This is a genomic window from Fundicoccus sp. Sow4_F4, from assembly GCF_052116145.1.
Taxonomy (GTDB): Bacteria; Bacillota; Bacilli; order Lactobacillales; family Aerococcaceae; genus Fundicoccus.
This window is the reverse complement of record NZ_JBQKLQ010000009.1, coordinates 110,100-123,189: the sequence shown is the minus strand read 5'-3', so window position 1 is coordinate 123,189 and position 13,090 is coordinate 110,100. Positions and strand designations below refer to the sequence as shown.

The window sequence follows — 13,090 nt, the reverse complement described above, 5'->3', positions numbered from 1 at the left end:
TAAAATAGGGACGATACAATGTCCACCTTTTGACGAATAATTCGTGCTTTTCGCTCTAATTATCCCACTCGAAAGTTGAGTGGGACAATTAAAACTTTAACGTGCCCACTCAAAATCTGAGTGGAACAATTAGATTTAGCTTTAACTAAAATTGGCCAGAAATCAGTCGAATTCCCTTTAAAATGTTCAAGTAGGCATGTGGTTATACACGCAAAGGGTTAAGTTTTCGCTCTAATTATCCCACGCGAAAGTTGAGTGGGACAATTAAAACTTTAACGTGCCCACTCGAAATTTGAGTGGAACAATTAGATTTAGCTTTAACTAAAATTGGCCAGAAATCAGTCGGATTCCCTTTAAAATGTTCAAGTAGGCATGTGGTTATACACGCAAAGGGTTAAGTTTTCGCTCTAATTATCCCACTCGAAAGTTGAGTGGGACAATTAAAACTTTAACGTGCCCACTCGAAATTTGAGTGGAACAATTAGATTTAGCTTTAACTAAAATTGGCCAGAAATCAGTCGTATTCCCTTTAAATGATCAAGTAGGCATGTGGTTATACACGCAAACGGTTAAGTTTTCGCTCTAATTAGCCCACTCGAAAGTTGAGTGGGACAATTAAAACTTTAACGTGCCCACTCAAAATCTGAGTGGAACAATTAGAAGTAGATTTAGCTAAAATTAGCCAGAAATCAGTCGTATTCCCTTTAAATGATCAAGTAGGCATGTGGTTATACACGCAAACGGTTAAGTTTTCGCTCTAATTATCCCACTCGGAAGTTGAGGGGGACAATTAAAACTTTAACGTGCCCACTCAAAGTCTGAGTGGGACAATTAGAATTGAGTTGAGAGAAAACCAGGCAGAGATCCAACAGCATCAAATCATGACTCTACCGATGCCACCCCTCCACCTCTTGCAAGCACAAGTTTCTCGGCAACTTTACCTGAAACGCTTTAAATTGTTTTTCGCACGAAATGGCGGTATATCAGTTGCCTTTGGAAGCGGTGTTAACTACACTTGAGTTAGACATTTCGCTTTTCGTAAATTTTAGATAAAATAGTGATTGTTTAATAGATTTAATGTGTTATAATTTTTTCTCGTAAGGTCAAAACTTACAAACAGTAAATGGTGTTAAGAGTTGTCATATGGAGCTTTAACGCAGTTTACAAATCGGTATTAAAGGAGTCAATAATGTCAACAAATCTATGCAGAGGAGAATGTGCATATGTCAAAACAGAATTATAGTGTCGTATTAAATGGGGTCCAAAAATCCTATGATGACACACAAGTGTTAAAGTCGATTGATATGGAATTAGAAAAAGGTAAATTTTATACGCTTCTTGGACCATCAGGCTGTGGTAAAACCACAATTTTAAGAATTATTGCTGGATTCACATCCGCTAGTTCGGGTGAAGTATTTATAGAGGGCAAGAAGGTTAACCAAATACCTGCCAATCAACGAAAGGTTAACACGGTCTTTCAAGATTATGCATTGTTCCCGCATATGAATGTGTATGACAACATTGCGTTTGGCTTATCGGTCAAGAAAGTCGATAAACAGACCATCAAAGAAAAAGTAACAGAAGTACTAAAATTAGTTCGTTTAACAGGCTATGAACAAAGAGACATTTCAGAAATGTCCGGAGGTCAAAAACAAAGGGTTGCGATTGCGCGCGCTTTAGTCAATGAACCTGATGTATTGCTGCTAGACGAGCCTTTATCAGCGCTTGACTTAAAATTAAGAACAGATATGCAGTATGAATTACGTGAATTGCAACAAAGATTAGGCATCACGTTTGTATTCGTGACGCATGATCAAGAAGAAGCACTCGCGATGTCAGACTGGATTTACGTTTTAAAAGAAGGCGAAATCGTCCAATCAGGCACGCCAGTTGATATTTATGATGAACCCATCAACCGTTACGTTGCTGACTTTATCGGTGAAAGTAATATCATCGAAGCAAAAATGATTGAAGACTACCGTGTAGAATTTGTAGGCCATGTGTTTGATTGTGAGGATGCAGGTATTCCCAAAGGCGAAACCGTTGAAGTCGTGATTCGTCCAGAAGATATCGCCATCACCAAACCAGAAGCCGGTCAATTACAAGCTAGAGTCGATACGATTCTTTTCCGAGGTGTCTTTAACGAAGTGATTGCTTATGATGAAGACAATAATGAGTGGATGATCCACACAACAGCCAAAGTCGAAGAAGGTGCTCAAATCGGTTTAAGTATTGAACCACATGAAATCCACGTGATGCGCTTTGGTGAATCTGAAGAAGATTTTGATGCCCGTCTTGAACAATACGAAGACTAGGGGGCGGCCAAAAAATGAATACAAAAAAGAATAATATGCTAGCACTTCCATATTACCTATGGATTGTGATGTTTGTATTTGCGCCACTTGCCTTACTGTTATATCAGTCTTTTTTTGATATACAGGGTAACTTTACTCTAGATAACTATGTGCATTTCTTTACGTCACGCAACTATTTAATTATGACCGCAAGTTCCTTCTGGTATGCGTTTCTAGTCACTTTGGTGACCTTTGTATTCGCCTACCCGATGGCTTACTTTTTAACTAAAACGAAAAATAAACGTCTATGGCTGATGTTAATTATATTGCCAACATGGATTAACCTACTATTAAAGACATACGCTTTTATTGGTTTGTTGGGACAAACGGGCCCAATTAATCAATGGTTGACTGGCATGGGCATTGGGCCAGTGCAACTTTTATTTACGGATGCCTCATTCTTATTGGTAGCGGCGTATATCGAGCTACCATTTATGATGTTGCCAATATTCAACTCGATTGATGAAATCCCTAACTCTCTGATGGAAGCATCGAAAGACTTAGGGGCTTCACAATTGGAAACTGTTCGACGCGTTGTCTTCCCATTATCTATGCGAGGTATTCGCAGTGGGGTTCAAGCCGTCTTCATTCCATCCTTATCACTCTTTATGTTAACGCGTTTAATCGGGGGTAACCGTGTGATTACACTGGGGACAGCCGTAGAACAACATTTCTTAGTAACGCAAAACTGGGGCATGGGCTCGACCATTGGCGTGATTTTAATGATCGCCATGGTAATGGTAATGTTCTTGACCCGCGACCGCAAAGATAAGGGGGCGTTAGTCAATGAATAAAACAAATTTTAAATGGTCGAACGTTTATATCGTCTTGATGTTCGTGATTCTCTACGCGCCAATCTTTTACTTAATGTTCTATTCCTTCAACGCCGGTGGCGATATGACAGGCTTCACAGGTTTCACTTGGGAACATTACCAAAGCTTATTTGAAGATACGCGCTTGATTACTTTTATCGTCAATACCTTTATAGTGGCCTTATTGTCTGCTTTATTATCGACCATCATTGGAACATTCGGAGCCATTGCGATTTACTATATGCGTCAGAAAGGGCGACGCCAAGCAATGCTTAACTTGAACAACATCTTAATGGTCACACCAGACGTTATGATGGGAGCCAGTTTCCTGATTTTATTCTCAGTACTCGTTCCAATTCAACTAGGCTTTGCGAGTGTCTTACTGGCCCATGTTGCCTTTAGTATTCCCATCGTCGTCTTGATGGTTTTACCAAGACTCTATGAAATGAATCCTACCATGATTGTAGCAGCCCAAGATTTAGGCGCCAGCCATGGTCAAATACTCAGTCGTGTCATTTTACCAAGCATTTCAACCGGAATTTTCTCAGGCTTCTTTATGGCCTTTACTTATTCCCTAGACGATTTCGCTGTTACATTCTTTGTGACAGGTAACGGCTTCAGTACCTTATCGGTCGAAGTATACTCACGTGCTAGAACCGGCGTTAGTTTAGAAATAAATGCCTTAAGTAGCTTGATGTTCTTACTCGCCTTAGTGCTAGTTAGCGGCTACTATAGCCTGCAAATGAACGAACAAAGACGAAAAGCGAAACTGCAAAAACGTAACAAGGCGGTGTTAGACGCATGAAAACACTGATCAATATGACCATTGCTATTCTAGTCGTCGTGGCAGCCCTATTCGGCATCCGCTACCAACTAGAAAGCTCACAAGGCTTAACCGACGGTAAAGTCTTAACGTTTTATAACTGGGGAGACTACATCGACCCCGACTTACTCGAGCGCTTTGAAGAAGAAACAGGCTATAGTGTAATCTATGAAACCTTCGACTCAAACGAAGCGATGTTCACTAAAGTCCAACAAGGCGGCACCCAGTACGACATCCTCGTACCAAGTGAATACATGATCGAAAGCATGATTGATGCCGACTTATTACAACCGATTGATTATAGCCAATTACCAAATTTTCAATACTTGGATCAGCGCTTCATCAATCAGCCCTTCGACCCGAATAATGAGTATTCAATACCATATTTCTGGGGCACGCTTGGCATTCTTTACAACACGAAATATATTGATGCGAGCCAAGTCGAAACATGGGATGACTTATGGAACCCGGAATTTGCCTCAAGCATTATGATCTATGACGGCGCCCGCGAAGTCTTAGGCATTGGCCTACAATCACTCGGCTACTCACTCAATGAGACCGATGATGACAAACTGCTCGAAGCAGCGGCCAAAATGAAAACACTTATGCCAAATATTATTGCCCTCGTGGCCGATGAAATCAAAATGCATGTCAACCAAGAAGAAGCACCAATTGGCATCACTTTTTCAGGAGAAGCTGCCACCGCCATGTGGGAGAACGAAGACCTCGCCTACCATGTGCCCGAAGAAGGCTCAAACCTATGGTTTGACAACCTCGTGATTCCAGCCAATTCGAAAAATCCCGAAGGTGCACATGCACTGATTAACTTTCTATTAGACCCAGAAATTGCTGGCATCAACGCAGAATACGTAGGCTACGCAACACCAAACGCCGCCGCTCTCGACCTGATGGATCCAGAAATCACCAGTGACGAAGCCTTCTACCCAAGCGACGAAGTCATCTCACATTTGGAAGTCTACCGCGACCTCGGACAAGAGAAATTGATTCAATACAACGAAATCTACCTAGAAGTCAAAATCGAACCACGCTAACACCAAAGCAAGCTGTATCCAATACGGGTACAGCTTTTTTTATTTGGGGACAATAAGCTATACAACCATCAAGTAATCACCAAAGCCCCTAACGAACCACACCATCAACCATCATCCCCCCAACTCCTGTTTCTTACTCGGTCCTTCCAAAGCAAGACAAAAACACTCTGTCATCAGCCAGAGCGTAGGCAAGCTCAAGCTAAAACAGAGTGTTGATGAGATTTTCGAATGGTTCAAAACTGCCCTATATAATAGAAGCGATTGACAAGGGGCTAAAATAAATCTCTAAGAAAACTTAGTCAAACACAACTTCATGAACGCCAACTTCTTCAGCGTCTTGAATTTCAATCAAGTTGACAACATTTTTCGTTGGATTGTGGTTTTCATCAAAGATGAATGAACCCGTAATTCCTTCAAAACTGCCAAGGTTTTCTAAAGCTTCATTAACAGCAACTGGATCCGTCGAACCTGCTTGTTCAATGGCTTGTTTAACCATGTAAACCGTATCGTAGGCTAGTGCCGCGAACATATCAGGATTGCTGCCAAATTCAGCTTGATATTTTTTAACAAATTCATCATCTTCAAGAATAGGGTAAAGTGACGCATAGTAAACATCATTCATATTCTCAGGTAGAGCCAATTCATAAATAATGTCATTACCAAAACCGTTTGAACCAATAATCGGTTGTTCAAAGCCCATCTCACGAATCTGCTTCACTAATGGACCGGCCGTTTGATAGAAAGCAAGAATTGTAATCGCATCGAATTCTTCAGCCATTAAGTTTGTCACAACCGCACTAAAGTCACTATCTGAAGGTTGAACAGTCTCAACGGTTACAATTTCACCTTCATAATTGTCTTTGAAGTTTTCATATAAACCGACACCATAGTCACTTGAGTTGTCATAAATCACAACCATTTTCTCAGCTTCTAAGTTCTCATAAGCAAATTTACCAATCCCAGCCCCTTGGAAAGAGTTTGGCCAAGACGTGCGATAAGCAAACGGATGGACATTTCCTTCGTCATCAAAGACAATATTTGTATCCGTAACAGACGGCGCGATCAAAGGAACCTCAAACTCATTCACAATCGGAATCGCCGCTTGCATCTGGCTCGTTGTAGCAGGGCCAATGATGACGGACACGTTTTCCGTAGAAGCTAGACGCGTAGCTAAGACAGCTGCTTCAGTATCATCTGATTTTGTATCAAACTCGACGACTTCAATTTGCTTGCCATCGATTCCACCAGCTTCGTTAATCTCAGCGACTGCCATTGAAATCGCCTTCGACTGTGTTTGTCCATAAGCGGCTACTGCACCTGATAATTCATATAAAGACCCGATGCGAACCGTGTCGCCATCATCTTGAGCGGAAATCGTTGCAGGAGCAACAGCAAAGGTAGCCATAGCCGTCGATAGAATAGTAGCACCAGTCAGTACACGCGTTACGATTTTTTTAAACATAAATAATTCCTCCTAAGGTTTGATAAATCATATTGTGGTCAATAGTGTTTGAAACATCCCTCTACTTAGTATCAACTGCCGATTTACTTGACCCATCTTCCGGATAGAATGAAGCAAACAAAAAAGCAAGCCCGATGATAATCAGGCTTGCTAGTCGTAATTACTACTAGTCAGGCCCGATTTCGCGAGAAATAGGACCCGACCGAATGGCTGGAATCCTAGATGACTAATAATAATAATAAGTATTGGTTCGTAGAAGCGACAGACGCAACATGAACAGTATTAAATTTTGTTGTTTGTTTAAACATGATGGTTGCCTCCTCTAAGTTGTTGAATTCATTATATAAAAACAGGATTAGAATTGCAACCTTTTTCTCATGTGAAATTAATAAATGAAATTAAGAGAGAGTTAAAGCCTCCGAATGAAAGGTAAAGAAGTGAGTGCTTAAAAGAAGGTAAGCCTTTACAAAAAATTTACATAAAGACTTGACTTAAATTAATAATCATTTGATAAACTAAGATAAAGATTAGAGGTAAGGATGTGATCAGATGCAACTAAGTGAAAAAGAAATTGAAATCGACGCTCATGAATCAGCAGCGACCTCTTTTATTATTGAACGTTTTGAAGTGCCAGACCTATTGTCTAGCTTAATGTTTCGATTGGATGTACCTGAGCATCCGATTGATATCGTGCTTATTTACGATAGTCAGTATAACTTGCGAGCTGAGTTAACGGGAATTACCGCCAAGAAACGCTTTATCATTTCCGAAGATGAAATGCTTGCCAGCAGCGGCACGAAAGTGGGAGCAATTGCAGTCGGCGAATGGATCATGGCCCTCCAAATTGCCGGCAAACCCCATGATAAGAATTGGGCTTGCCGCTATAGCATCGAAGGTTTTATGTCGGATGACATTATTTAAATAGGAGTGTACAACGAGTCTAATTGGCTCGTTTTTTTGTTTTTTATAGGCGTGTATTAACTTTTTTATGTCCATGAAACGCTACTATACCAGTGGCAATGTAAAGAATTACTTCAGTAATTTTTGATTATTTAAAATAAATAATCAAAAAGATGGATTAATCAGGTTGAAAAAAGAGAGCGTACGTTCGTGTTATTAGGTGTAAGGGAAAAGGAATTGATGATCATGAGCTCAAAGAATACACCTCTTACACAAGAAGATTTCGAAAAAGCCTATAAATTTCTACATGTTATGAAAAAGAAGTTACCTGGTTTAAAGCTAGATTTATTAAAAAAAGAAAATCGTTATACTGATACGATTGAATTTTCAGAAATTGAAGAGACTTATGAAGGATATGACACATCAAATGGGCGCCAATTTGATACTTATGTCTTTAATACCGTCTTGCTTGCAGCTTTGAATCATTTGACAGAAAAAGAACAAAGAACACTCGTTTTATTCTTTGGACAGAACTTAAGTTTAACTGAAATTGCTGAAAGAGATCACATCTCTCCTCAAGCAGTATCCAAAACTAAACAAAGAGCTTTAGAGAAAATGCGGCAAATAATGGAGGGAACTCACTATGGATGAAATGTTTGTAAGGGCATTAAAAGAAAATGATTACACTCAGGTTATCGCTTATTTACGTCCATTGATCTATAAGCATCTAAAGAATGTACCACAGATAAGATTAGAGGAATTTAAGCAAGAGTATTATTTAGCAATCATACAATACATGGAGAAGTTTAATAGTGTGAAGGAGGAGTGACTATCGAGGAATTTGTTAATTTGTTGGCTAATTTTGGTTTTCCAATATTCTTAGTCATCTATCTACTAAATCGATTTGAGGTATTACTCAAAGAGATGAACCAAGCGATATTACAATTAGAGAATACTATCAGTCAATACATTGAAAAGGAGATACATTAAATGTCAAGATATATTAATTTATACGCAAAAAGAGCAAATTGGGCAGTTTATAATACGGGAGGACCGTATTCTGGAGCTTACCCAGTCGGTTATTTAAATCCAAGTTTATATGGAGGATTATCTTATAAAATATCGGAATCACTAGGAAATGATTTGTATGTAATAGCTACTGAAAGTTTTGGTAGAGTCGCTATTTATGTGCCGAACGACACAGAAGGCTTGACCTGGCCTTATGCATTTTACACAGATAGTACCTATTATGGAGCTGTTTCCAATCCCACACCTAGTCAGCCTGGTAATCCTGTTCCAACGCCAGGAATTTCAGGGAATTATTTAAATCTACATCCACATATGCAATCGTGGGCTATTTATAATGTAGGAGGTCCCTATGTATCAAATTCTAAAATAGGTACACTAAGTCCAGCAACTTATGGCGGGTTACCCAATAAAATCATAGGTAGTAAAGGGAATGATATCTTAATCATTCAAACAGAGTCCTTTGGACAAGTTGCTATCTATGCGCCAGTTGATGCAGATAGTTCTCGAACTAGCAATCCTACCTATCATAACTATAATAGTGTAATTGTTGATCCAGGAGATTCAAACGATTATGTGGAGTCAGGCAGTTTCTTGAATTTGCATCCTCATATGGCTTCATGGGCAGTATATAATGAGAATGGACCTTATACGTCAGCTTACTTGGTGGGGAGATTATCTCCTCAAGAATTCGGGGGGGGGGGCTATCGTACAAAGTTCTGGGTAATCCTGTGAATGATATTTATTTAATCCAGACAGAAGCTTTTGGGAAAGTGGGTATCTATGCCCCACGAGATGAGGATAGCTCTTTAACGACATCTCCACAATACCGCGATGGAGATTTCGGCAATCCGGTTCCAAGTGGTCCTGGTGGGACATCCACGTCACCAGTAGCAGGTAATTATTTAAATCTAAATCCACCTATGAATTCTTGGGGTGTTTATAATCCCAATGGACCTTATGTATCGGCTCATGCGATTGGCCACTTAGCACCTGCACAGTATGGTGGCTTAAGCTACGCGGTCGTTGGAAATCCAGCGCTAGATGTCTAAATTATTCAAACTGAGTCTTTTGGAAGAGTCGCTATTTACGCACCAGCAGATGAAGATAGTTCGCTATCACATTTGCCAAAATATGAAGAAGGCTCAACATCTATTGAGTCGGACATATCTTATATTTATGATGGTATTGAATTAGATGGAGAAGGCGTTGTAGATATCAAACCAAGAAGTTACTGGGGAGCTTCGGGGACGATTTCATCTGGTATGTCAGGGACTAGAAGTCTTGCTCAACTGTCACATATTGTGGTTCACCATACAGCTGGGTACAGTAGTAATGATGTATCGTACATGAAGGCAGTTCAAGATTACCACCAAAGCTTAGGTTGGGGTGATATTGGTTATCATTTTGCGATTGGTAAGTCTGGAGTTATTATGCAAGGACGATCTGTTAATTATGTAGGTGCTCATGCCAAGCAACCGATGAATACAATTGCATTAGGCGTCACCTTGTTAGGAAACTTTGAATTTACAATGCCTACATCTGCTCAAGTTAACAGCTTGGTTCGCTTATTATCTTTCTTATGTAATAAGTACAATATCTCACCATCGAATATTATCGGACACCGAGATGTACCAGGACCAGCGGGCAGTACAACCTGTCCAGGAAATCGCTTCTACAATGCGACGAATGCTTTATCAGCTATTCGAAATAAGGTTAAGAGTAGTCAGACAACCTCTTTAACAAAAAATCAGAAGGATCAGCAAGTAAAAACTTTTGTCCAGAATAAATTGAATTATAGTAAATATGATAATATCATGCCCAAAATAATTGGGTATGGAGTTGAAACATGGAGCCCCCTTATATACCTTTAAGTTTTAATGTTCGTGCACGACATGGATTATTCAATAGTTATAGTCCAGAAGTTGAGTTGTTTACAGATAATTATCGCACATCGCGAACGAAATATAGTACAGTTGCACGCCGAGAAGTTGAATCGATCTTCGATAGTTTACTGCAAGAAAATCTAGGCAAAAGCTTATCTGGTATTGAGTTTTTTGATTTATTTAGTATACTAGAACCTTTGAAGAATAGTAGCAACACTGGCCTAGGTTCATCCATTGAGTATGATATCGATTTGCCAAAACGTGAGCTAACCTTGCGCTTTATCACGTCTTATTCAGTTACATTAACCGACGGTTCATCTGTTGCGAGTGCTTTAGTAACCGAAGTGGTTTTCTCAGGAATGGGGCCATTGTATACGCCAGTAGGGTCAACAGAACCGGTAAGTAGTGTGGAACCGATTAAGCAAGATGTTAACTGGCTGAAAAGTGGTGGTAAATTGGTTATGATTGGAATTGGTGCAGGTGCTATAGTTGCATTTGGAGGCCCATTAATAGCTGGGCTCTTAGTTGGGAAAGGTTTTGTAGTTGGTTCTGCTACTGTAGCTGGAGCATTACTTTTAATGGTTGAATAAATAAATTGAGAAAAGGAGATTATAAACATGATAATCTATCAGACAAATAATCCTGTTAAATATCTAAAAATTGCTTGTAAGAGACAAATAAATAGTTTGAATCCAATGACTTTTGTTATGTTTGGAATTTTTTTTGTTCTTTCGTCATCGATTTCTTTATTATTTGAGGGAGTATTCTTGGGAGAGTTGTCTTGGATTGTTATGGTATCGACTTTACTTACGATAATTTTCTTTGCTTTACTCTATCCTTTGAGTTTAAAAAAACAATTTGATAAACTAGAGCGCGATATTAGAGAGAAAAATCTTTCAGAAAATCAGAAGGATATATATAAAGATGATGGAATCGAATTTAATATATTCGGTAAGATAAGTTACCATGATTATACTTATTTTAGCAGTATTATTATCTTAAAAGATGTAATTATTGTTAGACGTAACTTAACAAATGTATTACATTATGCTAGACACTCATTCATTAATGCAACTGAAGAAGAATGGGTGAAGCTTATGAGGAGCAAAAATCCTAAGATTAAAGTAAGGCGATTCAAAAGTGGTTTCTTTTGGTATTAATCAATAACTTGAGACTATCTGATGTATATTGCGCTAAAATGTCACTCATTCATCGCTTTTGAATGAGTGACATTAAAAGAAAACTAATCGTCGATTAATAAAAAACTAGGTAGAAACCACATGATGTTGGTTTCTACCTAGTTTTTAGTTTTATGGATGGTAATTCAATTCTTCAAACAAGTCAATTAATTCTTGTTTAGTCAAATTCCGCCATTTACCATGAGGCAAATCGCCTAAGTGAATATTCATGATTCGAATTCTCTGTAAGTGAACAACTTTGTAACCTAGGGCAGCCGTCATCCGACGAATTTGGCGGTTCAAGCCTTGTGTCAGAATTATTTTGAAATCAAATTTAGATAATTGTGTGACTTTACAAGGTAAGGTGGTCGTATCTAAAATTTCGACTCCGGCAGACATCCTTCTTAGAAAATCACGTTTAATCGGTTTGTCGACGGACACGATATATTCTTTTTCATGTTGATGTTCAGATCGTAAAATTGGGTTAACAATATCACCATCGTTTGTCATTAAGATTAAACCTTCAGAGTCCTTGTCCAAGCGACCGATATGGAATACTCGAAGGGGATGATTCATCAGGTCGACAATATTGCCTGCGATATCTGAATCGGTCGTACTAGTAATACCGACTGGCTTATTCAATGCCATGTAAACTTTCTCAGTTTCAACATACACTGGCTGGTCATCAATTCGAACATCATCACCAGCTTGAACGACACTCCCTAAAGCTGCCAATTCACCGTTTATGGTCACTCTACCTTCATTAACTAATCGGTCAGCACCTCGTCTAGAGGCTTTTCCCGATTCTCCAATGTACTTATTAATACGCATTCTGACACGCCCTTATTCATGAAATATTTTTTTACGCTAATTAGATGATGCCTGAAAAATGTAAATTTGGCTAGTAAAGAACGATTGAAAAAGCAACTTACTGATCAATCCTCCTTACCAAAGTTTAGCTAAAGTTTGTTGATAAAGCTCGATAATTTCTGTGCGACTCATTCTATCTTGATTGTTTTTATACCAATAGACCGATTGAATGGTGATTCCCATAATGATTTGGCCTTTGTATTCACTACCCATTGCGATACCACTCGTGTTCTCTCCACCACTGACTCGCTTGTTTAACATATTCTGGCCATATTCTTGAATGTTTTCTAACTCAATGTTGATATCAGAATTCATTTGAAGTCTAAAAATCAGGAAAGATAGATTATCGAATTGATCGAGTAATTGCTCAAATACCAGGATAAAGAAATTTGTCCCGTCGTCATTTAAATTGTGAAAGGCGTGGTCAAAAATAATCCCCATTTTGTGTTTGATAAAAAAAGATAGGAAGTCATATTTATCTAGAAAATGTTTGTAGAAAGTAGGACGCCTGATTACCGCGGCATCACATATTTCTTTAACAGATATTTTCTCGAATTCTTTTTCACGCAGCAAGCCTTCAAAGGAATCGATCAGTGACTTGTATGTTTTCTGGACGCGTAAATCTAATTTATCGATAATAAACGTCACCTCTTTCATAGTAAATGAACAGTTGGTTCGTAAGTGTCAATTAAGTGACACATGCAGAATTATGTCTGCCGACCTTTTT

Annotated in this window: 16 protein-coding genes; 13 read left to right on the top strand and 3 right to left on the bottom strand. The window is 38.9% G+C overall.

The annotated features are described in order from the left end of the window. The first annotated feature begins 1,223 nt into the window (after positions 1 to 1,223). The 4 genes from ACTQ5J_RS12255 to ACTQ5J_RS12240 are packed head-to-tail and all read left to right on the top strand — an operon-like array spanning position 1,224 to position 5,041. On the top strand, positions 1,224 to 2,315 hold the full coding sequence (locus ACTQ5J_RS12255) for an ABC transporter ATP-binding protein (protein WP_441753350.1): 1,092 nt from the start codon (positions 1,224 to 1,226) through the stop codon (positions 2,313 to 2,315). A gap of 14 nt (positions 2,316 to 2,329) precedes the next feature. Further along, positions 2,330 to 3,148, top strand: a complete 819-nt coding sequence (locus ACTQ5J_RS12250; RefSeq protein ID WP_441753348.1) for an ABC transporter permease — start codon at positions 2,330 to 2,332, stop codon at positions 3,146 to 3,148. Then, the gene (locus ACTQ5J_RS12245) at positions 3,141 to 3,971 is read left to right on the top strand and encodes an ABC transporter permease (RefSeq protein WP_441753347.1); all 831 of its coding nucleotides are present in this window, start codon (positions 3,141 to 3,143) and stop codon (positions 3,969 to 3,971) included. The genes ACTQ5J_RS12250 and ACTQ5J_RS12245 overlap by 8 nt, the downstream gene beginning before the upstream one ends. Then, positions 3,968 to 5,041 carry an ABC transporter substrate-binding protein gene (locus ACTQ5J_RS12240; RefSeq protein ID WP_441753345.1) on the top strand — a complete coding sequence of 358 codons (1,074 nt, stop codon included), beginning with the start codon at positions 3,968 to 3,970 and terminating at the stop codon, positions 5,039 to 5,041. Before ACTQ5J_RS12245 ends, ACTQ5J_RS12240 begins: the two co-directional genes overlap by 4 nt. 295 nt (positions 5,042 to 5,336) lie before the next feature. Here the strand turns inward: ACTQ5J_RS12240 and ACTQ5J_RS12235 are convergent, their stop codons facing one another. After that, on the bottom strand, positions 5,337 to 6,503 hold the full coding sequence (locus ACTQ5J_RS12235; RefSeq protein WP_441753343.1) for an ABC transporter substrate-binding protein: 1,167 nt from the start codon (positions 6,501 to 6,503) through the stop codon (positions 5,337 to 5,339). Between the two features lie 549 nt (positions 6,504 to 7,052). Here ACTQ5J_RS12235 and ACTQ5J_RS12230 point away from each other — a divergent pair. The 9 genes from ACTQ5J_RS12230 (at position 7,053) to ACTQ5J_RS12190 (ending at position 11,475) form a co-directional block, all read left to right on the top strand. Then, on the top strand, positions 7,053 to 7,424 hold the full coding sequence (locus ACTQ5J_RS12230; RefSeq protein ID WP_441753342.1) for a hypothetical protein: 372 nt from the start codon (positions 7,053 to 7,055) through the stop codon (positions 7,422 to 7,424). Between the two features lie 225 nt (positions 7,425 to 7,649). Further along, positions 7,650 to 8,054: a sigma-70 family RNA polymerase sigma factor gene (locus tag ACTQ5J_RS12225; RefSeq protein WP_441753341.1), complete on the top strand. Its 405-nt coding sequence runs from the start codon at positions 7,650 to 7,652 to the stop codon at positions 8,052 to 8,054. Next, entirely contained in the window at positions 8,047 to 8,232 is a 186-nt protein-coding gene (locus ACTQ5J_RS12220) for a hypothetical protein (RefSeq protein ID WP_441753339.1), read from the top strand. Before ACTQ5J_RS12225 ends, ACTQ5J_RS12220 begins: the two co-directional genes overlap by 8 nt. Beyond that, on the top strand, positions 8,229 to 8,393 hold the full coding sequence (locus ACTQ5J_RS12215) for a YvrJ family protein (RefSeq protein ID WP_441753338.1): 165 nt from the start codon (positions 8,229 to 8,231) through the stop codon (positions 8,391 to 8,393). Before ACTQ5J_RS12220 ends, ACTQ5J_RS12215 begins: the two co-directional genes overlap by 4 nt. Further along, the gene (locus ACTQ5J_RS12210; protein ID WP_441753337.1) at positions 8,394 to 9,164 is read left to right on the top strand and encodes a hypothetical protein; all 771 of its coding nucleotides are present in this window, start codon (positions 8,394 to 8,396) and stop codon (positions 9,162 to 9,164) included. Next, complete coding sequence (locus tag ACTQ5J_RS12205) at positions 9,161 to 9,481, top strand: hypothetical protein (protein WP_441753336.1); 321 nt, start codon at positions 9,161 to 9,163, stop codon at positions 9,479 to 9,481. The genes ACTQ5J_RS12210 and ACTQ5J_RS12205 overlap by 4 nt, the downstream gene beginning before the upstream one ends. A gap of 72 nt (positions 9,482 to 9,553) precedes the next feature. Further along, positions 9,554 to 10,303: a peptidoglycan recognition protein family protein gene (locus ACTQ5J_RS12200; RefSeq protein WP_441753334.1), complete on the top strand. Its 750-nt coding sequence runs from the start codon at positions 9,554 to 9,556 to the stop codon at positions 10,301 to 10,303. Beyond that, positions 10,279 to 10,905: a hypothetical protein gene (locus ACTQ5J_RS12195; protein WP_441753333.1), complete on the top strand. Its 627-nt coding sequence runs from the start codon at positions 10,279 to 10,281 to the stop codon at positions 10,903 to 10,905. The genes ACTQ5J_RS12200 and ACTQ5J_RS12195 overlap by 25 nt, the downstream gene beginning before the upstream one ends. Before the next feature lie 27 nt (positions 10,906 to 10,932). After that, the gene (locus ACTQ5J_RS12190; RefSeq protein ID WP_441753331.1) at positions 10,933 to 11,475 is read left to right on the top strand and encodes a hypothetical protein; all 543 of its coding nucleotides are present in this window, start codon (positions 10,933 to 10,935) and stop codon (positions 11,473 to 11,475) included. Between the two features lie 150 nt (positions 11,476 to 11,625). Here the strand turns inward: ACTQ5J_RS12190 and ACTQ5J_RS12185 are convergent, their stop codons facing one another. Next, complete coding sequence (locus tag ACTQ5J_RS12185) at positions 11,626 to 12,324, bottom strand: pseudouridine synthase (RefSeq protein ID WP_441753329.1); 699 nt, start codon at positions 12,322 to 12,324, stop codon at positions 11,626 to 11,628. 114 nt (positions 12,325 to 12,438) lie between these two features. Further along, entirely contained in the window at positions 12,439 to 13,020 is a 582-nt protein-coding gene (locus tag ACTQ5J_RS12180; RefSeq protein ID WP_441753328.1) for a TetR/AcrR family transcriptional regulator, read from the bottom strand. Positions 13,021 to 13,090: the final 70 nt, after the last annotated feature.

Coding starts and splice junctions, on each gene's coding strand:
- ACTQ5J_RS12255 (WP_441753350.1), top strand. CDS start 1,224: ATGTCAAAACAGAATTATAGTGTCGTATTAAATGGGGTCCAAAAATCC.
- ACTQ5J_RS12250 (WP_441753348.1), top strand. CDS start 2,330: ATGAATACAAAAAAGAATAATATGCTAGCACTTCCATATTACCTATGG.
- ACTQ5J_RS12245 (WP_441753347.1), top strand. CDS start 3,141: ATGAATAAAACAAATTTTAAATGGTCGAACGTTTATATCGTCTTGATG.
- ACTQ5J_RS12240 (WP_441753345.1), top strand. CDS start 3,968: ATGAAAACACTGATCAATATGACCATTGCTATTCTAGTCGTCGTGGCA.
- ACTQ5J_RS12235 (WP_441753343.1), bottom strand. CDS start 6,503: ATGTTTAAAAAAATCGTAACGCGTGTACTGACTGGTGCTACTATTCTA.
- ACTQ5J_RS12230 (WP_441753342.1), top strand. CDS start 7,053: ATGCAACTAAGTGAAAAAGAAATTGAAATCGACGCTCATGAATCAGCA.
- ACTQ5J_RS12225 (WP_441753341.1), top strand. CDS start 7,650: ATGAGCTCAAAGAATACACCTCTTACACAAGAAGATTTCGAAAAAGCC.
- ACTQ5J_RS12220 (WP_441753339.1), top strand. CDS start 8,047: ATGGATGAAATGTTTGTAAGGGCATTAAAAGAAAATGATTACACTCAG.
- ACTQ5J_RS12210 (WP_441753337.1), top strand. CDS start 8,394: ATGTCAAGATATATTAATTTATACGCAAAAAGAGCAAATTGGGCAGTT.
- ACTQ5J_RS12195 (WP_441753333.1), top strand. CDS start 10,279: ATGGAGCCCCCTTATATACCTTTAAGTTTTAATGTTCGTGCACGACAT.
- ACTQ5J_RS12190 (WP_441753331.1), top strand. CDS start 10,933: ATGATAATCTATCAGACAAATAATCCTGTTAAATATCTAAAAATTGCT.
- ACTQ5J_RS12185 (WP_441753329.1), bottom strand. CDS start 12,324: ATGCGTATTAATAAGTACATTGGAGAATCGGGAAAAGCCTCTAGACGA.
- ACTQ5J_RS12180 (WP_441753328.1), bottom strand. CDS start 13,020: ATGAAAGAGGTGACGTTTATTATCGATAAATTAGATTTACGCGTCCAG.